The following is a 20,965-nucleotide window of genomic DNA, read 5'->3' as shown; positions in this document are numbered from 1 at the left end:
GGCGCTCAGACCCCCAGCCGGTCGCGCAGCGCATACCAGCCCATCCCCGCCACCAGCAGCGGCCAGCGCAGGCTTTGCCCGCCCGGAAACGCAGCCGAGGGCAGTGCCGCCATGGTGTCGAACCCGTCGGCCTGTCCCAGAACCGCCTGCGCCATCTGCCGCCCCGCCAGCGTTGCCAGCGCAACGCCATGGCCGGAAAAGCCGCTGGCCGACAGGCAGTTCGGCGCGGGCCGGGCAAAGCAGGGCAGGCGGTTCATGGTGATGGCCAGCGTGCCGCCCCAGGCATGGGTCAGGCGCACGCCTTTCAGCGCCGGATAGACCTGTTCCAGCGGCTTGCGCACCTTGGCGGCGATGTCGCGCGGGAAACGATAGCTGACGTTTTCGCCGCCGCCAAAGATCAGCCGGTCGCCATCCATGCGCCAGTAATTGACCACAAAGCGGGTGTCGTGAACGGCAATATTGTCGCGCAGCACCAGCGCGGCGCGCGGACCCAGTGGTTCCGTCACCGCGATGAAATTGTTGATCGGCATCACCCGCGCCGCGACATGGCCGTTCAGTTGCCCCAGATAACCATTCGCCGCCAGCAGCACATGATCACAGGTCACGCGGGCCTGTTCGGTCTGCACCACGGTTTTTTCCGTGGCGCTGTGGGCGTGGCTGATGTGATGCACCCACGCGTTTTCATACAGCCTTGCGCCCGCCTGCGCGGCCAGACGGCCCATCCCCAGCGCAAGGTTCAGCGGGTGCAGGTGGCCGGCGCCGTGGTCGACCTCGCCGCCGCAATACAGCGGTGACGGCACGATCTGGCGAAAGCTGTCCGCGTCATGCGGCACCATCTGGTCATAGCCGTAATCGCGCGCCAGCAGGTCGGCCATGCGGCGGGCGTGGTCCAGTTCTGCCGGTTTCAGGAAGGCATGGGCAATGCCGGGGTGGAAGGGCACGCCCGATTGCGCGGCCAGATCGCGGACCAGCGCCTTGGCATCCTGCGCCATATCCCACAGCGCGCGGCTGCGTTCGGGGCCGACCATCCGGGCCAGTTCGTCGACCTCCAGCCGCTGGCCGGAACCGACCTGACCGCCATTGCGCCCCGAGGCGCCAAAGCCGATGCGATGCGCCTCGATCAGGGCGACATCCACGCCGGCCCGCGCCAGATGCAGCGCCGCCGACAGCCCGGTATAGCCGCCGCCGATGACGACGACATCGGCGCGGACCTCGCCGCGCAGGGCCAGCGTGTCGGGCGCGGTGTCGCGGGTCTCGGCATACCAGCCCGGCGGATAGGCGCCGCGGCGGTCATTGGCAAACAGCAGGTTCATACGTTCAGCAACAGATGTTCGCGTTCCCATGGGCTGATGACTTGCAGAAATTCCTTGTATTCGTTGCGCTTGACCGATTCATAGACATCCATGAAATCGCTGCCCATCACCTGACGCATGGGGTCGCTTTCGGCCATCAGGTCCAGCGCGTCACCAAGGTTATAGGGAAGCTCATCCGCTGACATATACGCATCGCCAAGGCATTCGGCGCGGGGCGGTTCGGCCTCGGTCAGGCCCAGATAGCCGCAGGCCAGCGACGCCGCCAGCCCCAGATAGGGGTTGCAATCCATCCCCGCCAGCCGGTTTTCCACCCGCCGCGCATCGGGACCGGAAATCGGCACCCTGAGGCCGGTGGTGCGGTTGTCGCGCCCCCATTCAAGGTTGATCGGCGCGGCGAAATCCGGGACATAGCGACGATAGCTGTTCACATAAGGCGCCAGAAAGGCGACAGCGGCGGGCAGGTGGCGCTGCATCCCGCCGATGAAATGCAGGAAGGCGTGGGTTTCGCCGCCCCGGTCATCGGAAAAGATATTCTGCCCGCTTTCCAGATCCACGACCGAGTGGTGAACATGCATGGCGCTGCCCGGCTCGCCCTCGATCGGTTTGGCCATGAAGGTGGCGAAACAGTCATGGCGCAGGGCGGCCTCGCGGATCAGGCGCTTGAAGTAAAAGATCTGGTCCGCCAGATGCACCGGGTCGCCGTGGTTGAGGTTGATTTCCACCTGACCGGCGCCGCCCTCTTGCAGGATGCCGTCGATCTCGAAACCCTGCGCCTCGGCAAAGTCGTAAATATCGTCGATGACCTTGCCGTATTCATCCACCGCCGACATGGAATAGGCCTGTTTGGCCGCCGCGCGGCGGCCGGTGCGGCCCATTGGCGGCTCGATCGGCTGGTTGGGGTCGATATTGCGGGCGACCAGAAAAAACTCCATCTCCGGGGCGACGATGGGGCGCCAGCCGCGCGCCTGATACAGACCGACCACGCGTTTGAGGACATTGCGCGGCGCGATGGGCACCGGGTTGCCCTGCTGGTCCATGACGTCGTGGATGACCTGCACCGTGTAATCGGCGGTCCATGGCGCGGCGGTGGCGGTGGAAAAATCCGGGGTCAGGATCATGTCGGGTTCGGTAAACGCGCCCGAGGGGTTATCGGCCCATTCGCCGGTAATGGTTTGCAGGAAAATCGAGTTGGGCAGGTAAAACCGTTCCTGCCGGGCGAATTTCGACGCCGGCATCGCCTTTCCACGCGCCACGCCGGCGATGTCGGCCACGATGCATTCGACCTCGTCCAGCCGCACCCCCTCGACGTAATCGCGGGCGGCCTGCGGGGCCTTGCTCAGCCAGTCGGGGGTCATGCGGCACCTGTGCGGGGTTGTTTGAAAAAGCGTTCGATCATGTCGGCTACGGCCTGTGATTCATTGCCCGCCCCCATGCGTGCGGTCGCGGTGTCCAGCAGGTCCTGCGGCACATTTCCCCTGGCGCGGTGTTCGATCAGCCCGGCAATGAAGGCATCGTCGAATTCCGGGTGGGCCTGCACGGTAAAGGCGCGGTCGCCGTAAACCAGCGCGGCGTTTTCGCAAAACCCGTTGCTGCCGCAAATGCGGGCATCAGCGGGGCGGGTGTGGACCTGATCCTGATGCCAGGCGTTCATGCGGATATGCTGACCGCCGAAATCGTAATCCTGCGTGCCGACCGCCCATCCGCCGGGATGCTTGATGACCGTGCCGCCAAGGGCCTGCGCGATGATCTGGTGGCCAAAGCAGATCCCCACCATCGGCACCCCGGCGTCATAGGCGCGGCGGATGAAATCCTGAAGCGGCGGAATGAAAGGGTGGTCTTCATAGACACCGTGCCGCGATCCGGTGATCAGCCAGCCATCGGCATCATGCACATCGGCGGGAAAGTCCATCGCCTCGACGTGATAACGGTCAAAGCTGAACCCGCGACCGGCCAGCAGGCGGGTGAACATATCGTCGTAATCGCCCATCGCGTCGCGCATCATCTCGGGCGATTGGCCGCATTTCAGGATTCCGATCCGCATCGGGGCCTCGTGTTGTGACATAGGGGCAGGCTATGCCGCGGCGGGGGGCGCGGCAAGGGGTCGCGCGTCTGGTCGGGCGCGCGCGTCCGGGGGGCGCATCAGGGCGCGGTCGGTTGGGGGCTGGTGTTTTCGGGCGGGCGGGCTAACCTGCCGGTCGCGCAACTGACCACAGAGGACCCCATGCCCGGCCTGCACCCCCATATCGACCCCGACGGACTGAGCGAATTTTCCGTCGTCTTCACCGACCGTTCGCTGAACCATATGTCGCAGAAATTCCAGACCGTGATGCGCGACATCTCGGGGATGCTGCGGCAGGTTTACGGCGCCGATGCGGTGGCGCTGGTGCCCGGTGGCGGCAGCTATGCGATGGAGGCCGTCGCCCGCCAGTTCGGGCGCGATGCCCATGCGCTGATCCTGCGCAATGGCTGGTTCAGTTTCCGCTGGTCGCAGATCTTCGAGGCCGGCGGCTTTGCCCGTGACACCACCGTTGTGATGGCGCGTCCACAGGGCAATGCGCCCCAGCCCGCCTATGCCCCGCCCCCGATTACCGAGGTGGTCGCCAAGATCCACGAGACCCGCCCCGATGTGGTTTTTGCGCCGCATGTCGAAACCGCCGCCGGGCTGATCCTGCCTGATGATTACATCGCCGCGATGGCGGATGCCGCGCATCAGGTGGGTGCGCTGATGGTGCTGGACTGCATCGCCTCGGGCGCGGTGTGGGTGGATATGCGCGACAGCGGGGTTGATGTGCTGATCTCGGCGCCGCAAAAGGGGTGGTCGGCCGCGCCATCTGCGGGGATGGTGATGCTGTCGGCCCGCGCGCTGGACCGGCTGGAGGCCACGACAAGCGACAGCTTCGCGCTGGATTTGAAGAAATGGCGCGCGATCATGGCCGCTTACGAGGATGGCGGCCACGCCTATCACGCCACCATGCCGACCGACGCGCTGGTCGGGCTGCGCGATGCCATGGTCCAGACCCGCGATTTCGGGTTTGACCGCGCCAAAGCTGCGCAATGGCAGTTGGGCGATGCGGTGCGGGCGCTGCTGGCGGACAGGGGCGTGCGTTCGGTCGCGGCGGATGGCTTTGCCGCGCCGGGGGTTGTGGTCAGCTATACCGACGATGCCGATATCCGGTCCGGCGCGGCCTTTGCCCGGCAGGGGATGCAGATCGCCGCCGGGGTGCCGCTGCGTGTGGGCGAACCCGATGGGTTCAGCACCTTCCGGCTTGGCCTGTTCGGTCTGGACAAGCTGGCCGATCCTGGGGCCACGCTGGACCGGCTGCGCCCGGTTCTGGACGCGGTGCTGGCACCCGCCTGACCGCGCGGGGTGGAACGAAAAACGCCGCGGCGGCAATGCGCTGCGGCGTTCTGTCGGGTGCGGGTCTGCGCGGATCAGGCGCGGCTGACCAGCCGCACGATCAGCAGCAGGATCACCGCCCCCAGCGTGGCATAGATGATCGCGCCAAGCACAGAACCGGCGCCGCCGATCACCAGACCCATGGCCGGGAACAGCACCCCGGCGATGACCGCACCCAGAATGCCGATGACGATATTCATCAGCACGCCCTGGCCGTGGCCGCGCACGATCTGGCCGGCCAGCCAGCCGGCAACCGCGCCGATGATCAGGGTGATAATAAGGGAAGTAACGCTTATCATGATGGAACCTCGTTAACCGCCACCGTGGCAACATGCCTGTGGTCTGATTCCCATAACGATCACGAAAACCTCGCGGTTCCATGACGTTCGCGTTGTTTGCCTTTTGGCAACAGGTGCGGGGGCGAAAGGCTTTTTCGGGCGCGCAGCGGGCTTGACGCAAGCCTGTCCACGGCGTTTGTGAAGGGGATATGTCAGTCCTGCGGTTCCTTGCCCTTGGGTCCGCAGGCTTGATGCTGCTTTTGTCCCGCAAGGTGCCTGCCAGTGCCTGCGGATGTACCGAGGATGAATGATCATGCGTTTTGCTGCCCCCCTGCTGCTGGCCGCCGCCCTTGGGCTGACGGCCTGTGCGCCCGCCCCGGCGCCCCAGTCCCCCGCCCCGGCCGCCGTGCCTGCGGTGTATCAGAAGCGGGTCGATACCGGACCCAATGGCGAGGCGGTCGATATTCCCACCGTCAACCCCGCCTATCTGAATGAACGCAATGCCCGCCAGCGCGTCAGCTATAACGGTCCCGAAGGCCCTGGCACCATCGTCGTCGACCCCTATGCGCGGTTCCTGTATCATGTTTTGCCGGGCGGTCAGGCGATGCGCTATGGCATCTCGGTGGGCAAGGCGGGCAAGGGGTTTGCCGGGTCCGGCTCGATCCGGCGCAAGGCGGCGTGGCCCAGCTGGACCCCGACCGCCAATATGGTGCGCAACAACCCGGAACTGTATGGCCCGGTCAAGGGCGGGCTGAAAGGCGGGCTGGACAACCCGCTGGGGTCGCGCGCGCTGTACCTGTATAAGGGCGGTCGCGACACGATGTATCGCATCCATGGCACCATGGACCCGTCCTCGATCGGCAAGGCGACCTCGGCTGGCTGTATCCGGCTGTTCAACCAGGACATCATGGACCTGTTCGAAGAGGTCCCGCTGGGAACCCGCGTCGTGGTGCGCAGCGAATCGCAAAGCCGCGCGCTGGAAGGGGCGCTGGTGTCGACCCCCGATGGATACCTGATCCCGGCGGGTCAGGAACAGGTCATCGCCGCGAACTGATCGGGCGGGCGCCCGCGACCGGTGCCCATCCGCGCCCATCTGACGCCCCGGTCCATGCTGGCCGGGGCGTTTGTCATCACCCCCCTTCACATTGGCGTTGCGCCGCTTGGCCCGGACCCGCCGCTGTCATATAATGATTTGCGAATATGGTGGAGGAACCCATGCTGCCCAAATCCCTGACCCGCCTTCTGGCCGCGCCGCTGACCGCGCTGTCGCTGCTGGCCGCGCCCGCGCTGGCCCAACCCGTCACCGAGGCCCAGCATCAGGCGCTGCTGCGCGCGCTTGAGGATGAATATCTGGCGCAGGCGACCTATCTGGCGGTGATCCAGCGCTATGGCGTTCAGCGCCCATTTGCCAATATCCTGCGCGCCGAACAGACCCATGCCGCGATGGTGGCCGGTCTGTTGCGCGCGGCGGGGCGGGCGGTGCCGGAAAACCCCTATCTGGCGGGCAAGCCGGTGCCGGGGTTTCCGGCCTCGGAATCGGCGGCCTGTCAGGCCGGTGTTACGGCCGAAATCGCCAATATCCGCCTGTATGATCGTGAATTGCTGCCGGTGATGCGCGGCCATGATCAGGCGACGGCGGTGCTGACCAGGCTGCGCAACGATTCCGAACAGCGCCACCTGCCGGCCTTTCAGCGCTGTGCGCAGGGTGGCCGGACCGGTGGTCAGGGCATGGGACGCGGCGGCGGGCAGGGGCGTGGCCGGATGTGACCGGTGCCGATGGAGGTTTCCCCGCCGGGCGCCGGCTGATAAAACAGCCCCAACCCGCCGGAGCCACCATGACCCGCCGCCCGATGCCCACCCCGATGATCCGCAAGCTGGCGATCCCCAGACTGGCCACCCGCGCCCTGTCGGCCTGTTTGCTGTCCGGCCTGCTGACCACCGCCGCCCCCGCGCGCGAGGTGGTCGACGCGCGGCTGGGGCTGGCGCCTGTCACCCAGACCAGCGACCGCCGCTGCACCGATGACGGCGCGGTGTGTATCGGGCTGGACAGTTACGTCACCGATGTCTGCCGCGCCATCGAACGCAACGCGACGGAAAACGGGCTGGACCCGCATTTTCTGGCCCGTCTGCTGTGGAAGGAAAGCCTGTTCGAACCCGGCGCCATCAGCCCGGTCGGCGCACAGGGGATTGCGCAATTCATGCCCGGCACCGCGCGGATGGTGGGGCTGGACGACCCGTTCAACCCGGCCAAGGCGATCGGGGCCTCGGCCCGGTATCTGGCGGCGCTGACGCGGGGACTTGGCAATATCGGGCTGGCCGCCGTCGCCTATAACGGTGGCGAGGCCCGCGCCGCGCGCTTTATCGGCGGGTCCGAGGTGCTGCCATATGAAACCCAGGATTATGTCGAGGCCATCACCGGCCACAACGCCTGGGCGTGGCGCGACAACCCGCCCGGCGCTGACAAGCTGGACCTGCGGTTGCAGGGCGATGCGCCCTTTGCCAGCGCCTGCACCGAACTGGCCGGCAAGCGCGAGCTGCGCGAATTCCGCAGCGAACCCAAGGTCATGCCGTGGGGGGTGATCGTGGCCTCGCACCCGTCGCGGGCCGGGGCGCAGCGGCTGGCCAACCGGGTGCGGCCCCTGCTGCGCGGCAAGCCGCTGTCGCTGGTGCCGCGGCGGATGAATGGCAACCCGCGCCGGGTGTTCACGGCGCAGGTGGGCTATGATTCCAAATCCGCCGCGATCCGGTTTTGTAACCAGATGAAAACGCTTGGCGGGCGCTGCATCGTGCTGAAGAACTGAGGCTTAATCCGCCCAATGCACCCCGGTCAGGTCATTGGCCTGTGTCGGCGCGTTTTCCCACAGCCCGCGCAGCCGCGCATCCGCAACCCCGGTCTTGGCCAGCTGGAACAGGAAGGCATTGACGGCATCATCCGCGATCATCTGTTGCGCCTGTTTCAGCAGGCCAGATCGCACTGCGGCATTGGTTTCCACCCGCAACCGGTCGATCAGCGCCACGAATTCCGGCTTGGCATAGTGGAAATAATAATCCGGTCGGGCATAGATATCTATGTCCATCGGTTCGGTATGGCTGACGATGGTCAGGTCGAAATCACCGCCCCTGAACACGGTTTCCAACCATTGCGCCCATTCCATATTGGTGATCCGGGTGTCGATGCCCACCGCGCGCAGCTGCGCGGCCACGATCTCGCCGCCGCGGCGGGCATAGGGGGCGGGCGGCAGGGCCAGCCGCAGCACCGGCTTGTCCACGCCCGATTCCGCCAACAGCCTGCGCGCCAGCGCCGTGTCAAAGGCGGACTGGCCGGTCAGGTCGATATAGTCGGGGTGATGGGGCGCGAAATGGCTGCCGATGGGCGTGCCATAGCCGAACATGGCACCGTCGATAATGTCCTTGCGGTTGATGGCATGGGAAATCGCCTGACGCAGTTTCAGGTTATCCAGCGGCGCGCGCGCGTTGTTCATCGCCAGAATCGTCTCGCCCTCGGTGGTGCCGGTGATGACCTGAAAGCGCGGGTCGGCCTTCAGCTGCATCAGGGTTTCGGGCGCGGGATAGTTCGGAAACGCATCCACATCGCCCGCCATGATCGCCGAAAACGCCGCTGTCGGGTCGCTGATAAAGCGGAAACTGGCCGAACGCAGCGCCGGTTTGCGGCCCCAATAGCCGTCAAACGCCGTCAGCGTCACCCGGTCGCCCTGACGCCATTCGTCAAAGCGGAACGGCCCGGTGCCGATGGGGCGGGTGGCGTTGGTGTCGGCGCTGGCGGGGTCAACCATCACTGCGTCGCCCCAGGCCATCTTGAACGGCAACGCCCCGTCCGGGGCCGACAGGGTGATGCGCACGGTCAGCGGGTCGATGGCCTCGACCCGTTCAATGCCCTCGAACAGGGCTTTCTGGGCGTTTGTGCTGTCCGCGGCCCGCGCCCGGTCAAGGCTGAACACCACGTCCGAGGCGTCGAAACTGGCGCCGTCATGAAAGCGGATGTCGGGGTGCAGATGGAAGGTATAGACCTTGCCGCCCCCGTCCACGTCCCAGCCGGATGCCAGCGCCGGGGCAATGCTGCCATCGGCGGCAAAGCGGGTCAGCCCCTCGAAGATATTGGCGTAAACCACCTCGTCCGTGGCGGCGGCGGCACCGGCGGTCGGGTCCAGATTGGGCGGTTCCAGCACCATGCCGATGGTGATCGAATCGCGCGCGGCCCATGCAGGCGCGGCCAGCGCAGCCAGCATCGCGGCGGTGGTCAGCAATTTGCGCATCTGGCGCCCCCCCTTGCCAAGGATTTATGCAGTCCCCGGCATATTTGGGCAAAGGCCGCGCAACATCAAGCGCTTCGGTCAGTGGTTTTGCGCAGGGCCTGCTGTGCCACGCCGGCCAGCAACAGCCAAAGCGATGTGACGATCAGCCCCCAATTGGCCCAGCTTTGCGGGTGGAAATCGACCCATGCCGCCCATCCGGCAAAGCCAACCCAGGCCATCGCCACCGGCAGCGACAGCGCCCGCCAGCGCCGGGTGCGCACCGGGTGGATGAATTTCAGATTGGTGAACATGGCGATGGTCAGCGCCACCACGATTGCCAGCACCACCCAGAAATCGGGGCGCACCGCGAACAGCACCAGCACCACCATATTCCAGCAGGCGGGAAAGCCCGCAAAGGAATTGTCGCGGGTTTTCATCCGCGTATCCGCGAAATAGACCACGCTGCCATAGACGATGGCAATGATCGCGATCCAGCCGGTCCAGCCCGGCAACAGCCCGGATTTGAACAGCGCATAGGCCGGGATGAACACATAGGTCAGATAGTCGATGATCAGATCCATCAGCACGCCGTCATAGGCGGGCCAGTTCTGCTTGACGTCGTATTTGCGCGCCAGCGGGCCATCGACCCCATCCACGACCAGCGCCACGACCAGCCACAGAAACATCAGTGACCAGCGTTCCTCGACCGCGGCCAGCATGGCCAGCATCGACAGCACGGCACCGGTGGCGGTCAGCAGATGGACGGACAGGGCTTTGACACGAATATTCATGGGGCCTTTTCTCATTCAAGCGGGGGTGGTGCAATGGTCGGGCAGGTGCAAAAGCGGCAAAGCCGGGCTAAAAGCAAGGGAAATCAGGCGAACGGGGGCGATATGGCGGGTATTGGGCTGGAACGGATGGTGCTGCGGGCCGTGGCCGGGGCAGGTGCGGTTCTGGGGCTTGTCGTGCTGGCGCTTGCGTTTGCGGGCGCGTGGGGTGGGGCGCAGGCGGGTGGTGCGGCATCGGGTCGCGACCGGGCGGGGGCGTTCGATTATTACGTCCTGGCGCTGTCATGGTCGCCGTCATGGTGCCGCGATACCGGCGATGGCCGTGGCGCGGCGCAATGCGCCGCCGGGCGCAAAACCGATTTCGTGCTTCACGGGCTGTGGCCGCAATATGAACGCGGCTGGCCGCGCGACTGTGCCACGGCGGAACGCGACCCCTCGCGGCGGGACAGTCAGGCGATGGCCGATATCATGGGCTCGGGCGGGCTGGCCTGGTATCAGTGGAAAAAGCACGGGCGCTGTTCCGGCCTGTCGGGGCCGGGCTATTACGCGGCGATGCGGGCGGCGTGGCAGGGGCTGGTCCTGCCGCCGGTTTTCGTCGATCTGCCGCGCGATATCCGCATTCCGCCCGCTGTGATCGAGGACGCCTTTATCGAGGCCAACCCCGCCCTGACCCGGAACGGCATTACCGTGACCTGTGACGGGCCTGACCTGCAAGAGGTGCGCATCTGCCTGACCCGCGACTTGCAGCCCCGCGACTGCGCCCCGGATGCGCGGCGCGACTGTGCCTTGCCTGCGGTGCTGATGCAGCAGGTCCGCTGACCGCCGGACCGGGGCGCTGCCCCGGACCCCGGGGTATTTTCCCAACGAAGAAGCCGCCCCCATCCGTGGCAAGGGGCGGCGCGGAAGGCCGGTTCAGGGGGCGATGTTCAGCACGATCTTGCCGATATGCTGGCTGCTTTCCATGTGACGGTGGGCCTGCGCGGCCTGTGACAGGTCGTATTCGCTGTCGATCAGCACCCTGATCGCCCCGGCCTCGATCAGCGGCCAGAGGTGGCTGTGCAACTGACGGGCGATCGCGGCCTTGGCGGCGTCGCTTTGCGGGCGCAGGGTCGAGCCGGTGATGGTCAGCCGTCGCGTCATCACCGGGGCAAAGTTGATCTGGGCCTTGGGTCCGCCAAGAAAGGCGATCATCACCAGCCGCCCGTCATCGGCCAGCGCTTTCAGGTTGCGTTTGATGTAATCGCCCCCGACCATGTCAAGGATCAGGTCGGCACCGCCCTGCGCCTGAAGGATGTCCTCGAAGGCGCTGTCGCGGTAATTGATCGCCGTGGCCCCAAGCGCCGTGCAGGCGGCGCATTTTTCCGCGCTGCCCGCCGTGGCCCAGACGCGGGCGCCAAGGGCGCGGGCGATCTGGATGGCCATGGTGCCGATGCCGGACGACCCGCCATGAACCAGAAACCGTTCGCCCGCCTGCAAGCCGCCGCGCATGACCACGTTCGACCAGACGGTAAACGCGGTTTCGCACAGCGCCGCCGCCTGGGCCATCGACAGCCCGCGCGGGATGGGCAGGGCGTGATCGGCGGGGCAGGTGACATATTCGGCATAGCCGCCACCGGGCAGCAGCGCGCAGACCTGATCGCCGGGCTGCCAGCGCGTCACCCCGGCACCGGTCGCGACGATGGTGCCGGCGCCTTCAAGGCCGGGCAGGTCGCTGGCGCCGGGCGGCGGCGCATAGGCCCCGGCGCGTTGCAGGCAGTCGGGGCGGTTCACCCCGGCACAGGCCAGCCGGATCAGCACCTCGTCATGGCCGGGTGCGGGGGTGGGGCGGGTGGCTTCGCGCAGAACATCGGGCCCGCCGGGCTGGGTGATCTCGATCGCGCGCATCTGTGGCGGGGTGGTGGTGTCGGTCATGCGTCGGGGCCTTTCGCGGTCTGGGTGGCAGGTGCGGCGGTGGTGGCGCCGGGGGTGGCGGTGTCGCGCGGGGCGCGGACCCAGCCGGTGGCAAGCCCGGTCAGGGCGCTGACGCCCGGCAGCTTGCGCGCCGCGGCCTTGAGCTTTTCAAACCGCATCACACCGTCGATCCGGCGTTCGATAAAGTCGCGGCTGTCGCGGCGGTCATCGGACCCGTCGCCAAGCCAATACAGCACGCTGCTGCTGATCACCGCCGACAGGGTGGCGCGTTTGGTATACCAGTTCACGTCATCCGAGGCATCGCCAAGCCCGTCCCAGATTGCATCGGCGGTTTCCCACACAAGCCGCGCCGCCAGCGGCTGGTTCAGCGGCAGCGACAGCACCGCCGCGCCTGCGCGCACCAGATCGGGGTCGACCAGCGTCAGCCTGCGCCAGACGGCCTCGGCCACCTTGTCACGAAACCGGCCCTGCGGCGGGTTGACGGCCAGATCGGCGCGCAGCGCGGCATCGGCGCGGCGGTGATAGGCCGCCGCCAGATCGGCCCCGCCGCGCGGGAAATGCGCGTCAATGGCCGCCTGCGACAGGCCCAGATCGCGCGCCCCCGCCCGCAGCGCGGTATCGTTCATGCCATCGAAAGCGGCGTGGACCAGTGCCGCCTCAAGCAGCGCATCGCGGTCGTCGGACATGATTTCCCCCCTGGTTCTGGACAAAAGCGGTTCGGGTTGCTATGTGGACGCTTCCTGCACCCAACTGCAACTCTAACTTAGGAAGGTGGTGACAACCACATGCAGGTGAACGTTCGCGACAATAACGTCGAACAGGCCCTCCGCGCCCTGAAGAAAAAGCTTCAGCGTGAAGGTGTGTTTCGGGAAATGAAGCTGCGGCAGCATTTCGAGAAACCGTCGGTCAAGAAGGCCCGTGAAAAGGCCGAGGCCGTGCGCCGCGCCCGCAAGCTGGCCCGTAAAAAGGCACAGCGCGAAGGCGCGCTTTAAGCTGCGCGAAGGCGCCGTTTCTGACGCGCGACAGCAGTCTTTTTGAAAAACCCCCGCCGGTGCGGGGGTTTTTCTTTTGCAATGATAATCACCGGGCCAGCGGGTTTGGGGGTCAGTTGGCCGCCGGTTCGGTGGGCGCGGTGTCGGGTTTGTCCGCGGTGTCGGACGGCGCAGCATCGGCGGGCGATTCGGCAGGCGATTCGGCGGGTGCCTCAGCCGGGGCGGTCGCCGCGCCATTCTGTGCGGCGTCTGCGGCGCTGTCAGGCGATGCCTGCGCCGGGGTGGGTGCCGTGCCGGTCGTGGGTGTGCCAGCAGCGGCGGCATCGGTTGCGGGTGTGCCAGCAGCGGCGGCATCGGTTGCGGGGGCACCGGTCGCTTCGGCTTTGGCGGGCTGCGGGCAGGCCTGCGGGTCGACTTTCCATGCCAGATTATGCAGCGCGGTCAGTTCCAGAACCCCGTCGTAATCCTTGGAAAATTCGCCCACGGCTTCGGCCTGATCGGCCGAGATCGCCACCCAGATCGGGCTGTAGGGCGTGTCCGAGCCGACCGAAACCGCCTGCGCATTTTCCTGAAGCAGGGTCATCGCCTCGCCCTCGCCATCCAGCCACAGCACCTTGTCGCTGCCGCAGGGCTGAAAGCTGCTGACTTCGGGGCCATAGCTGTACATGCCGGTCAGGACCGGTCCGGCCTGCGCCAGGGCGGGGGCCATCAGGATGAAAGACGTCACAAGCAGATGTTTCATCGGGATCTCCTTTTCTGGGAACAGGATTGCCCGCCCCAGGCGGCAGGTCAAACCGGAAGCGCCGTGGTGCTGAACACGGTTTTGAGAGCAAAGCTGGACTGCATCTGCGCCACGCCGGGCAGGCGTGCCAGATGCTGGCGGTGGATGCGGGCGAAATCCTCGGCATCCTCGGCCACGACCTTCAGCAGATAATCGGCCGTCCCGGCCATCAGGTGGCATTCCATTACATCGGGGATGGCACGCACCGCGCGTTCAAAGCTGTCCAGCAGCTCTTCAGCCTGTCGCGACAGGGTGATTTCCACGAAAACCGTGATCGGGCGGGCAATGCGGCGCGGGTCCAGCAGGGCGACATAGGCGCGGATGAAGCCTTCGCGCTCCAGCCGTTCGACCCGGCGGTGGGTGGCGCTGGCCGACAGGTGGATGCGGGCGGACAGATCGGCATTGCTGATGCGGCCATCCTTTTGCAGAACGGCCAGAATGCGGCGATCGGTTGCGTCGATCTGGGGCAGGGCACAGGTTCCTTTCGTCTGTGGCGGTGATTTTCGAAGCATCTTGCTGAAATATGGACGCGGCGGGGCGGTTTAGGCAACACTTTGCGCAAAACCTCTGGCACGGATTGGAAAACACCATAACCAACAGGAGAGTTCAGATGAAAATCGGATGCCCGACCGAGGTCAAACCCCAGGAATACCGCGTCGGCCTGACCCCGGATGCCGCCCGCGAAGCCGTGGCCCATGGTCATCAGGTCATCGTTCAGGCCGGCGCTGGCGAGGGCGCGGGTTTCACTGATGACGCCTATACCGCCGCCGGGGCGCAGATCGCGCCCGATGCCGCGGCGGTCTTTGCGGATTCAGAGATGATCGTGAAGGTCAAGGAACCGCAAAGCGCCGAACGCGCCATGCTGCGCCGGGGGCAGCTTTTGTTCACCTATCTGCATCTGGCGCCCGACCCCGACCAGACCCGCGATCTGTTGGCATCGGGGGTGACGGCGGTGGCCTATGAGACGGTGACCGATGCGCGCGGGGGTCTGCCGCTGCTGGCCCCCATGTCCGAGGTCGCGGGCCGGCTGGCGCCGCAGGTGGGGTCATGGGCGCTGCAAAAGGCCAATGGCGGGCGTGGGGTGCTGATGGGCGGCGTGCCCGGCGTGCAGCCCGCCAATGTCGTGGTGATCGGCGGCGGCGTGGTCGGCACCGCAGCGGCGCGGGTGGCCGTGGGCATGGGGGCGAATGTTACCGTGCTGGACCGGTCGATCCCGCGCATGTCCTATCTGGACGATGTGTTCATGGGCCGGCTGACGACGCGATTCGCCAGTCAGGCCGCCGTGGCCGAGGTGATCACCACCGCCGATATGGTGATCGGCGCGGTGCTGATCCCCGGTGCCGCCGCGCCAAAGCTGGTGACGCAGGCGCAATTGTCGACCATGCCCGCCGGGTCGGTGGTGGTCGATGTCGCGATTGATCAGGGCGGCTGTTTCGAGACCTCGCGCGCGACCACGCATCAAGACCCGATCTATCAGGTGGATGGCGTGGTGCATTACTGCGTCGCCAATATGCCCGGCGCGGTGGCGCGCAGCGCGACCCAGGCGCTGTCGAATGCGACCATGCCGCTGATGCTGGCGCTGGCGGATAAGGGCTGGCGGCAGGCCATGCGCGAGGATGCGCATCTGATGGCCGGGCTGGCGGTGCATGAGGGGGTGCTGGCCTCGGCTCCGGTCGGGGCGGCGCTGGGGATTGACGCGGTCGCGCCAGATACCCTGTTGTGACGGTGGAAAGCAGGTCCAGAGGGGCGCTGCCCCTTGGGCCTGCGGCCCTTCACCCCGAGGTATTTGGAACAGAAGCGAGGCGGGGGCGGCATGAAGCAGGTGCGGCATGAAAAAGGCCCGCGCAGCGGCGGGCCTTTTGCGTTGGTGCGGCGCGATCAGAGGCCCGGACGGGTCGCCAGAAGGTCGCGGATCTGTGCCAGCAGTTCCTCTTGCGTGGGACCGGCGGGGGTGGCGGGCGCGGCCTCTTCCTTGCGGGTGGCGGCATCCTTGATGCGATTGACGCCCTTGACCAGCAGGAAGACCACGAAGGCGATGATCAGGAAGTTGATGATCGCCGAGGCAAAAGCGCCCCAGGCAAAGACCGCGGCACCGGCGTCACGGGCCTGTTGCAGGGTGGCGCCTTCGGGGACGCTGCCCTTCATCACGACATAGTGGTCGCTGAAATCGGTGCCGCCGGTGATCAGGCCGATAATGGGGTTGATGATGTCACCGACCAGCGAGGTCACGATGGCCGTGAACGCCGCGCCGATGATGATGCCGACGGCCATGTCCATGACATTGCCGCGGGCGATGAAGTCCTTGAACTCTTTAAGCATGAGATTACTCTTCTGAGTATGTCGATGCTGCATTGTTAACACAGGTTAATTGCGGCACCAATGCTGAAAAAGGTTGCCCATCCGTGCATCTGTCCGCTTTCCCCATTACCCGCCGCTGGCCGCCCCGGCGCCCCGATGTCATCCAGCTTTACACCCTGCCGACGCCGAACGGGGTCAAGGTCTCGATCCTGCTTGAGGAACTGAACCTGCCCTATGACGCGCATCGGGTGGATATTTCCGATGTCGTCGCTGACCAGATGACACCCGAATTCCTGTCGCTGGCGCCCAATAACAAGATCCCCGCCATCCTGGACCCGGATGGGCCGGGTGGTCAGCCGATGGGCTTGTGGGAATCGGGGGCGATCCTGATCTATCTGGCCGACAAGGCCGGGCGGTTCCTGCCCGCCGGTGGTGCGGCGCGTTACGAGGTGCTGCAATGGCTGATGTGGCAGATGGGCGGGGTCGGGCCGATCTTTGGTCAGTTGGGCTGGTTCCACCGCTTCAAGGGCGCCGAGATCGAGGATAAGCGCCCCCGCGACCGTTTCGTGGCCGAGGTGCGGCGTCTGCTGACGGTGCTGGACCGGCAATTGCAGGGACGCGACTGGATCTGTGGCGATTACAGCATTGCCGATATTGCCTGCGGCGGCTGGGTGCGCAACCTGCGCAGCGGCTATGATGCGGCACAGCTTGTCGGGCTGGACGATTTCCCCCGTGTCGCTGACTGGCAGGCGCGCTGGCTGGCACGGCCAGCGGTGCAGCGCGGGCTGGTGGTGGGTGCCGCCGCCTGAACAGGGGCGCCGGGGCTTGGACGGGCCGGCCCGGTGCCTGCGCCGCCGGGTCGTCAGTCGAGGGTCGGGAAGAACAGCCCCCTGGCCGAGGGGGTAAAGACCTCGACCCCGGTGGCGGTGACGCCAAGCGAATGTTCGAACTGGGCCGACAGCGACTTGTCGCGGGTCACGGCGGTCCATTCATCGGCCAGCACCTTGGTTTCGGGGCGGCCCAGATTGATCATCGGTTCGATGGTGAAGAACATCCCTTCCTCAAGCACCGGGCCCTTGCCGGGACGCCCGAAATGCAGCACATTGGGCGGGGCGTGAAAGACGCGCCCCAGCCCGTGACCGCAGAAATCGCGCACGACCGACATGCGGTGACCTTCGGCATATTCCTGAATGGCATGGCCGATATCGCCGAAGGTGGCGCCGGGGCGGACGACCTCGATCCCTTTCATCAGGGCGTCGTGGGTGACCTGGATCAGACGTTTGGCCTTTACGCTGGGTTTGCCGGCGACATACATGCGGCTGGTGTCGCCATACCAGCCATCGACGATGACGGTCACGTCGATGTTCAGAATATCGCCGTCTTTCAGCACCTTGTCGCCGGGAATGCCGTGGCAGACGACGTGGTTGACGCTGATGCAGCTGGCGTGCTGATAGCCGTGATAGCCGATGGTGGCACTGGTTGCGCCCGATTCCTCGACCCGGTTGCGAATGAAATCGTCCAACGCCCCGGTGGTGGTGCCGGGCTGGACCAATGGGCCGACCTCGTCAAGGATCTGCGCCGCCAAAGCCCCGGCCTTGTGCATTCCGGCAAAGTCCCCGGCCCCGTGGATGCGGATACCTTCTTTCGTCACTCGGCCATCGGTCATCGTGTTTCCTTTCCTGATTCCCGAGAGATAGCCCCCCATGCCCACTTGTTCCAGCCCCCCGGACGGGGGTAACCCTGTTGTCACAAGCTGCACGAGGGGCAACGCCATGCATTCCGACAACCCGACCGCCGCGATCCTTGTCATCGGTGACGAGATCCTCTCGGGGCGCACCCGCGAAGGGAACGCCCATTATCTGGCTGGAATCCTGACCGACCGGGGGTTCGACCTGCGCGAAATCCGCGTTGTGTCCGATGATCAGGACGCCATTGTCGCCGCCATCCGCGCGCTGGACAAAAGCCTTGGCGGGGCATGGGACCACCTGTTCACCAGCGGCGGAATCGGGCCGACGCATGATGACATCACTGCCGATGCCGTGGCGCTGGCCTTTGGCACCACGCTGGCGGAAAACCCGCAGGCGCGAGCGGCGATGCAGGCGCGCTATGACCGGCTGGGGGTGGAGCTGACGCCAAACCGCCTGCGCATGGCGCGGGTGCCGGTGGGGGCGCGGCTGATCGACAACCCGGTTTCGGCAGCGCCCGGCTTTGCCATCGGTCACACCTATGTGATGGCGGGGGTGCCCGAGGTGTTTCGCGCCATGGTCGACCAGGTCATGCCGGGGCTGAAGGCCGGGCGGCCCACGCACAGCCTGTCGGTCGAGGTGCCGCGCGGGGAATCTGACGTGGCCGAGGATCTGGCCGCCATTGCGGCGGAAAACCCGGATTTGTCGCTTGGTTCCTACCCGTTCATGCGCGAGGGTCGCTACGGCACCAATCTGGTGGTGCGCGGCCTTGATGCCGACCGGGTGGCGGCGGTGATGGCCGCGCTGAAAGAAAGGCTGAAACTGACATGACCGACCCGCTGCACCGTATTTTCGAGACCAGCTGGCCCGCCGCCGAATACCGCCAGATCGGCGGATTTCGCACAGGGCGCGGGGCCGGGGGCGGCTGGCGTGTGTCATCGGCCCATGCGGATGGGGCATGGCAGCCTGACCAGATCGCGCGGGTCGAGGCCGCGCATCAGGATTGGGGGCAAATGCCGCTGTTCCGGGTGGATGACGGTGACGGCAATCTGGCCGATGCGCTGGCGGCGCGGGGTTACACAGCCCATTCCCCCACCGTGATGCTGGCCGCGCCGGTTGAACCGCTGGCCGCGGTTCAGATCCCGGCCGTGACCTGTTTCGCGCTGTGGCCGCCCCTGGCAATTCAGCGCGACCTGTGGACCGAAAACGAGGTCGGCCCGGCCCGGCAGGCGGTGATGGATCGCGTGACCCTGCCCCGTGCGGCGCTGTTGGGGCGGACCAGTGACCGTGCCGCAGGGGTGGGTTTTGTCGCAGCCGATGGGCCGGTTGCCATGCTGCACGCCCTTGCGGTGCTGCCGGAATGGCGCCGGGCAGGGCTGGCGCGCTGGATGGTGCGCGGGGCGGCGCAATGGGCGCAGCAGCAGGGCGCGGCGCAACTGGTGCTGGCGGTTGAGCGCGGGAACGCCCCGGCGCTGGCACTTTATGATCATCTTGGTTTCGTCGAGCAATGGGGATACCGCTATTTCCGGCGCGGTGCGGATGCCGGATAAGGCTTGTGAAACCGTGACGGGTCGCGGCGCGTTGCGCTGACACCGTGCATCGGCCTTGCGGCGGCTTCACAGGCCCGGCAACCGCAGCGGGTGCGCGATATCTGGTTAGGAAAGGAAGCAACCGACCATGCAACATGCGATCTTTAACCGTCCCATTGGCGGGCTGGACCTGCCCGCAGGCCACGAACAGGCGATCTTTGGCATGGGCTGTTACTGGGGGGTCGAACGGCTGTTCTGGCAGCAGGAGGGCATCTGGTCGACCGAGGTTGGCTTTGCTGGCGGGACGGTTGCGAACCCCAGCTATGATCAGGTTTGCGGTGGCAAGACCGGCCATGCCGAGGTGGTGCGCATCGTTTTCGACCCCTCGATCATGTCGTATAATCATCTGCTTAAGCTGTTCTGGGATAACCACAACCCCACGCAGGGCAACCGGCAGGGCAATGATGTGGGCGATCAGTATCGTAGCGTGATCATGTATTTCAACGAACACCAGCGGGCCGAGGCCGAGGCGTCGAAAGTCGACTTTGGCAATCGTCTGGCGGTGGCCGGGTTCGACAAGATCACCACCCAGATCGTTCCCGCCGGCCCATTCTGGCCCGCGCATGAGGCGCATCAGCAATATCTGCACAAGATCCCCGACGGCTATTGCGGGCTGCGCGGCACGGGGGTAGAGGCCGCCATGCCCGAAAACCACGAGCCGATCTGACCCATGCCCACCTGGACCGCCCTGACCCATGCCCAAGGCCGCGCCGCCGCCGAAGCGTTGTGCACCCATGCCGAGGAAACCCTGCTGCCTGAACCCGTCGGCAGCGGCGTGTTCGAGATCGAGGATGGCAGCAATCGTTGGGAGGTGGGGCTGTATTTCACCGAAAACCCCGATGAGATCGCGCTGGCGTTGCTGGCCGCGGCCAACGGGGCCGAGCCATTCGTCATCAGCGAACTGCCCGAGGTCGATTGGGTCGCCCATGTCCGGCGCGAACTGACCCCCGTGCAGGCGGGGCGGTTCTTCGTTCACGGCAGTCACGATGCCGAAAATGTGCCTGACGGGGTGGAAGCCCTGTGTATCGAGGCCGCGATGGCCTTTGGCACCGGCCACCATAATACCACCAAAGGCTGCCTTGAGGCGCTGGAGGTGCTGATCGGTCAGGGCCAGCACCCGCATCGTGTGGCAGATATCGGCTGTGGCACGGCTGTGCTGGCGATGGCAGCGGCGCGCGTCTGTGGGGGCATCGTGCTGGCCAGCGACATCGACCCCGTTGCCGTGGATACGGCCCGGGCCAATGTTCTGGCCAATGGGCTGGACGGGCGGGTCGAGTGTGTTGAAGCCGCCGGTTTTGACCACCCGCTGCTGGAACGCAACGCGCCTTATGACCTGATTTTTGCCAATATCCTGATGCAGCCGCTGGTCGATCTGGCGGCGGATATGGCGCGTTATACCGCCGCGGGGGGCAAGGTGATCCTGTCGGGCATTCTGACCGGGCAGGCGGCGCAGGTCATCGCCGCCTATGAATCGCAGGGGTTTGCGCTGGAACGGCGTGCCGATCTGGGCGAGTGGAGCGCGCTGACCATGGCCCGCGGCTGATCGCGGGCGCCCGCCAGCGATCACCGCCGACAGACAGTGCCACAGGCCCGTCAGCCAGACGGCCAGATGCCGCCACCCCATTCTGATCCGAATCACGTTCATAGCGGCCAGACTGGCCGCAAATCCCTAAGATCCTG

General features: G+C 66.1%; 24 protein-coding genes. 12 read left to right on the top strand and 12 right to left on the bottom strand.

Annotated features, from left to right (window positions below):
- Positions 1-5 precede the first annotated feature (5 nt).
- The 3 genes from ACFXP9_RS05185 to ACFXP9_RS05175 are packed head-to-tail and all read right to left on the bottom strand — an operon-like array spanning position 6 to position 3,354.
- Entirely contained in the window at positions 6-1,313 is a 1,308-nt protein-coding gene (locus ACFXP9_RS05185) for an NAD(P)/FAD-dependent oxidoreductase (RefSeq protein ID WP_397206426.1), read from the bottom strand.
- Positions 1,310-2,668: a glutamine synthetase family protein gene (locus ACFXP9_RS05180; protein WP_397206424.1), complete on the bottom strand. Its 1,359-nt coding sequence runs from the start codon at positions 2,666-2,668 to the stop codon at positions 1,310-1,312. The genes ACFXP9_RS05185 and ACFXP9_RS05180 overlap by 4 nt, the downstream gene beginning before the upstream one ends.
- Positions 2,665-3,354: a type 1 glutamine amidotransferase gene (locus ACFXP9_RS05175; protein ID WP_397206422.1), complete on the bottom strand. Its 690-nt coding sequence runs from the start codon at positions 3,352-3,354 to the stop codon at positions 2,665-2,667. Before ACFXP9_RS05175 ends, ACFXP9_RS05180 begins: the two co-directional genes overlap by 4 nt.
- 180 nt (positions 3,355-3,534) lie before the next feature.
- Here ACFXP9_RS05175 and ACFXP9_RS05170 point away from each other — a divergent pair, with 180 nt between their 5' ends.
- Positions 3,535-4,671 carry an aminotransferase class V-fold PLP-dependent enzyme gene (locus tag ACFXP9_RS05170; protein ID WP_397206420.1) on the top strand — a complete coding sequence of 379 codons (1,137 nt, stop codon included), beginning with the start codon at positions 3,535-3,537 and terminating at the stop codon, positions 4,669-4,671.
- A 74-nt stretch (positions 4,672-4,745) separates the two neighbouring features.
- Here the strand turns inward: ACFXP9_RS05170 and ACFXP9_RS05165 are convergent, their stop codons facing one another.
- Positions 4,746-5,009, bottom strand: a complete 264-nt coding sequence (locus tag ACFXP9_RS05165) for a GlsB/YeaQ/YmgE family stress response membrane protein (protein ID WP_397206418.1) — start codon at positions 5,007-5,009, stop codon at positions 4,746-4,748.
- Positions 5,010-5,301: 292 nt separating this feature from the next.
- Between ACFXP9_RS05165 and ACFXP9_RS05160 the strand changes: the two genes are divergently transcribed.
- The 3 genes from ACFXP9_RS05160 to ACFXP9_RS05150 all read left to right on the top strand — a co-directional run bounded on the left by ACFXP9_RS05160 (position 5,302) and on the right by ACFXP9_RS05150 (position 7,789).
- Entirely contained in the window at positions 5,302-6,042 is a 741-nt protein-coding gene (locus ACFXP9_RS05160; RefSeq protein ID WP_397206416.1) for a L,D-transpeptidase, read from the top strand.
- Between the two features lie 161 nt (positions 6,043-6,203).
- On the top strand, positions 6,204-6,755 hold the full coding sequence (locus ACFXP9_RS05155; RefSeq protein ID WP_397206414.1) for a ferritin-like domain-containing protein: 552 nt from the start codon (positions 6,204-6,206) through the stop codon (positions 6,753-6,755).
- A gap of 68 nt (positions 6,756-6,823) precedes the next feature.
- Positions 6,824-7,789, top strand: coding sequence for a transglycosylase SLT domain-containing protein (locus tag ACFXP9_RS05150; protein WP_397206412.1), 966 nt, complete (start codon positions 6,824-6,826; stop codon positions 7,787-7,789).
- Between the two features lie 3 nt (positions 7,790-7,792).
- Here ACFXP9_RS05150 and ACFXP9_RS05145 read toward each other — a convergent pair whose 3' ends face one another.
- Together ACFXP9_RS05145 and ACFXP9_RS05140 are read right to left on the bottom strand one after the other, a co-directional pair.
- Positions 7,793-9,262, bottom strand: coding sequence for an ABC transporter substrate-binding protein (locus ACFXP9_RS05145; RefSeq protein WP_397206410.1), 1,470 nt, complete (start codon positions 9,260-9,262; stop codon positions 7,793-7,795).
- A 65-nt stretch (positions 9,263-9,327) separates the two neighbouring features.
- Positions 9,328-10,032, bottom strand: coding sequence for a CDP-alcohol phosphatidyltransferase family protein (locus ACFXP9_RS05140; protein WP_397206408.1), 705 nt, complete (start codon positions 10,030-10,032; stop codon positions 9,328-9,330).
- A 102-nt stretch (positions 10,033-10,134) separates the two neighbouring features.
- Between ACFXP9_RS05140 and ACFXP9_RS05135 the strand changes: the two genes are divergently transcribed.
- Positions 10,135-10,848, top strand: a complete 714-nt coding sequence (locus ACFXP9_RS05135) for a ribonuclease T2 family protein (protein ID WP_397206406.1) — start codon at positions 10,135-10,137, stop codon at positions 10,846-10,848.
- Between the two features lie 93 nt (positions 10,849-10,941).
- Here the strand turns inward: ACFXP9_RS05135 and ACFXP9_RS05130 are convergent, their stop codons facing one another.
- Both ACFXP9_RS05130 and ACFXP9_RS05125 read right to left on the bottom strand, forming a co-directional pair.
- Positions 10,942-11,940 (bottom strand): NAD(P)H-quinone oxidoreductase, encoded by a 999-nt coding sequence (locus ACFXP9_RS05130; RefSeq protein WP_397206404.1) that lies wholly within the window; start codon positions 11,938-11,940, stop codon positions 10,942-10,944.
- Entirely contained in the window at positions 11,937-12,626 is a 690-nt protein-coding gene (locus ACFXP9_RS05125) for a COQ9 family protein (protein ID WP_397206402.1), read from the bottom strand. The genes ACFXP9_RS05130 and ACFXP9_RS05125 overlap by 4 nt, the downstream gene beginning before the upstream one ends.
- A 99-nt stretch (positions 12,627-12,725) precedes the next feature.
- Here ACFXP9_RS05125 and rpsU point away from each other — a divergent pair, with 99 nt between their 5' ends.
- Entirely contained in the window at positions 12,726-12,932 is a 207-nt protein-coding gene (rpsU, locus tag ACFXP9_RS05120) for a 30S ribosomal protein S21 (RefSeq protein ID WP_022705914.1), read from the top strand.
- A gap of 112 nt (positions 12,933-13,044) precedes the next feature.
- Here rpsU and ACFXP9_RS05115 read toward each other — a convergent pair whose 3' ends face one another.
- Both ACFXP9_RS05115 and ACFXP9_RS05110 read right to left on the bottom strand, forming a co-directional pair.
- The gene (locus ACFXP9_RS05115; RefSeq protein ID WP_397206400.1) at positions 13,045-13,674 is read right to left on the bottom strand and encodes a hypothetical protein; all 630 of its coding nucleotides are present in this window, start codon (positions 13,672-13,674) and stop codon (positions 13,045-13,047) included.
- Between the two features lie 47 nt (positions 13,675-13,721).
- The gene (locus ACFXP9_RS05110; RefSeq protein WP_397206398.1) at positions 13,722-14,225 is read right to left on the bottom strand and encodes an Lrp/AsnC family transcriptional regulator; all 504 of its coding nucleotides are present in this window, start codon (positions 14,223-14,225) and stop codon (positions 13,722-13,724) included.
- Between the two features lie 98 nt (positions 14,226-14,323).
- Between ACFXP9_RS05110 and ald the strand changes: the two genes are divergently transcribed.
- A complete protein-coding gene (gene ald, locus ACFXP9_RS05105) occupies positions 14,324-15,436 on the top strand; it encodes an alanine dehydrogenase (RefSeq protein WP_397206396.1) in 1,113 nt (370 codons plus the stop codon).
- Positions 15,437-15,591: 155 nt separating this feature from the next.
- Here the strand turns inward: ald and mscL are convergent, their stop codons facing one another.
- Positions 15,592-16,032 (bottom strand): large conductance mechanosensitive channel protein MscL, encoded by a 441-nt coding sequence (mscL, locus tag ACFXP9_RS05100; RefSeq protein WP_397206394.1) that lies wholly within the window; start codon positions 16,030-16,032, stop codon positions 15,592-15,594.
- 83 nt (positions 16,033-16,115) lie between these two features.
- On the opposite strand from mscL, the gene ACFXP9_RS05095 reads away from it, so the two are divergent.
- Entirely contained in the window at positions 16,116-16,820 is a 705-nt protein-coding gene (locus tag ACFXP9_RS05095; RefSeq protein ID WP_397206392.1) for a glutathione S-transferase N-terminal domain-containing protein, read from the top strand.
- Positions 16,821-16,873: 53 nt separating this feature from the next.
- Here the strand turns inward: ACFXP9_RS05095 and map are convergent, their stop codons facing one another.
- Positions 16,874-17,677: a type I methionyl aminopeptidase gene (gene map / locus ACFXP9_RS05090; protein ID WP_397206390.1), complete on the bottom strand. Its 804-nt coding sequence runs from the start codon at positions 17,675-17,677 to the stop codon at positions 16,874-16,876.
- A gap of 106 nt (positions 17,678-17,783) precedes the next feature.
- On the opposite strand from map, the gene ACFXP9_RS05085 reads away from it, so the two are divergent.
- The 4 genes from ACFXP9_RS05085 (at position 17,784) to ACFXP9_RS05070 (ending at position 20,828) form a co-directional block, all read left to right on the top strand.
- Positions 17,784-18,527, top strand: a complete 744-nt coding sequence (locus tag ACFXP9_RS05085; protein WP_397206388.1) for a competence/damage-inducible protein A — start codon at positions 17,784-17,786, stop codon at positions 18,525-18,527.
- Entirely contained in the window at positions 18,524-19,246 is a 723-nt protein-coding gene (locus ACFXP9_RS05080; RefSeq protein WP_397206387.1) for a GNAT family N-acetyltransferase, read from the top strand. The genes ACFXP9_RS05085 and ACFXP9_RS05080 overlap by 4 nt, the downstream gene beginning before the upstream one ends.
- A gap of 127 nt (positions 19,247-19,373) precedes the next feature.
- A complete protein-coding gene (gene msrA / locus ACFXP9_RS05075; protein WP_397206385.1) occupies positions 19,374-19,952 on the top strand; it encodes a peptide-methionine (S)-S-oxide reductase MsrA in 579 nt (192 codons plus the stop codon).
- A gap of 3 nt (positions 19,953-19,955) precedes the next feature.
- The gene (locus ACFXP9_RS05070; RefSeq protein ID WP_397206383.1) at positions 19,956-20,828 is read left to right on the top strand and encodes a 50S ribosomal protein L11 methyltransferase; all 873 of its coding nucleotides are present in this window, start codon (positions 19,956-19,958) and stop codon (positions 20,826-20,828) included.
- The last annotated feature ends 137 nt before the right edge of the window (positions 20,829-20,965 follow it).

This window comes from Paracoccus jiaweipingae, from assembly GCF_044335505.1.
In the GTDB taxonomy this organism is placed as follows: domain Bacteria; phylum Pseudomonadota; class Alphaproteobacteria; order Rhodobacterales; family Rhodobacteraceae; genus Paracoccus.
This window is presented reverse-complemented; position numbering and strand designations above follow the sequence as displayed.

Excerpts from the sequence above, each read along its gene's own strand:
- ACFXP9_RS05165 (WP_397206418.1), bottom strand. The coding sequence starts at position 5,009 with ATGATAAGCGTTACTTCCCTTATTATCACCCTGATCATCGGCGCGGTT.
- msrA (WP_397206385.1), top strand. The coding sequence starts at position 19,374 with ATGCAACATGCGATCTTTAACCGTCCCATTGGCGGGCTGGACCTGCCC.
- ACFXP9_RS05150 (WP_397206412.1), top strand. The coding sequence starts at position 6,824 with ATGACCCGCCGCCCGATGCCCACCCCGATGATCCGCAAGCTGGCGATC.
- ACFXP9_RS05160 (WP_397206416.1), top strand. The coding sequence starts at position 5,302 with ATGCGTTTTGCTGCCCCCCTGCTGCTGGCCGCCGCCCTTGGGCTGACG.
- ald (WP_397206396.1), top strand. The coding sequence starts at position 14,324 with ATGAAAATCGGATGCCCGACCGAGGTCAAACCCCAGGAATACCGCGTC.
- ACFXP9_RS05135 (WP_397206406.1), top strand. The coding sequence starts at position 10,135 with ATGGCGGGTATTGGGCTGGAACGGATGGTGCTGCGGGCCGTGGCCGGG.
- rpsU (WP_022705914.1), top strand. The coding sequence starts at position 12,726 with ATGCAGGTGAACGTTCGCGACAATAACGTCGAACAGGCCCTCCGCGCC.
- ACFXP9_RS05110 (WP_397206398.1), bottom strand. The coding sequence starts at position 14,225 with ATGCTTCGAAAATCACCGCCACAGACGAAAGGAACCTGTGCCCTGCCC.
- map (WP_397206390.1), bottom strand. The coding sequence starts at position 17,677 with ATGACCGATGGCCGAGTGACGAAAGAAGGTATCCGCATCCACGGGGCC.
- ACFXP9_RS05145 (WP_397206410.1), bottom strand. The coding sequence starts at position 9,262 with ATGCGCAAATTGCTGACCACCGCCGCGATGCTGGCTGCGCTGGCCGCG.
- ACFXP9_RS05180 (WP_397206424.1), bottom strand. The coding sequence starts at position 2,668 with ATGACCCCCGACTGGCTGAGCAAGGCCCCGCAGGCCGCCCGCGATTAC.
- ACFXP9_RS05085 (WP_397206388.1), top strand. The coding sequence starts at position 17,784 with ATGCATTCCGACAACCCGACCGCCGCGATCCTTGTCATCGGTGACGAG.
- ACFXP9_RS05140 (WP_397206408.1), bottom strand. The coding sequence starts at position 10,032 with ATGAATATTCGTGTCAAAGCCCTGTCCGTCCATCTGCTGACCGCCACC.
- ACFXP9_RS05115 (WP_397206400.1), bottom strand. The coding sequence starts at position 13,674 with ATGAAACATCTGCTTGTGACGTCTTTCATCCTGATGGCCCCCGCCCTG.
- ACFXP9_RS05155 (WP_397206414.1), top strand. The coding sequence starts at position 6,204 with ATGCTGCCCAAATCCCTGACCCGCCTTCTGGCCGCGCCGCTGACCGCG.
- ACFXP9_RS05070 (WP_397206383.1), top strand. The coding sequence starts at position 19,956 with ATGCCCACCTGGACCGCCCTGACCCATGCCCAAGGCCGCGCCGCCGCC.
- ACFXP9_RS05175 (WP_397206422.1), bottom strand. The coding sequence starts at position 3,354 with ATGCGGATCGGAATCCTGAAATGCGGCCAATCGCCCGAGATGATGCGC.
- ACFXP9_RS05125 (WP_397206402.1), bottom strand. The coding sequence starts at position 12,626 with ATGTCCGACGACCGCGATGCGCTGCTTGAGGCGGCACTGGTCCACGCC.
- ACFXP9_RS05170 (WP_397206420.1), top strand. The coding sequence starts at position 3,535 with ATGCCCGGCCTGCACCCCCATATCGACCCCGACGGACTGAGCGAATTT.
- ACFXP9_RS05080 (WP_397206387.1), top strand. The coding sequence starts at position 18,524 with ATGACCGACCCGCTGCACCGTATTTTCGAGACCAGCTGGCCCGCCGCC.
- ACFXP9_RS05185 (WP_397206426.1), bottom strand. The coding sequence starts at position 1,313 with ATGAACCTGCTGTTTGCCAATGACCGCCGCGGCGCCTATCCGCCGGGC.
- ACFXP9_RS05130 (WP_397206404.1), bottom strand. The coding sequence starts at position 11,940 with ATGACCGACACCACCACCCCGCCACAGATGCGCGCGATCGAGATCACC.
- mscL (WP_397206394.1), bottom strand. The coding sequence starts at position 16,032 with ATGCTTAAAGAGTTCAAGGACTTCATCGCCCGCGGCAATGTCATGGAC.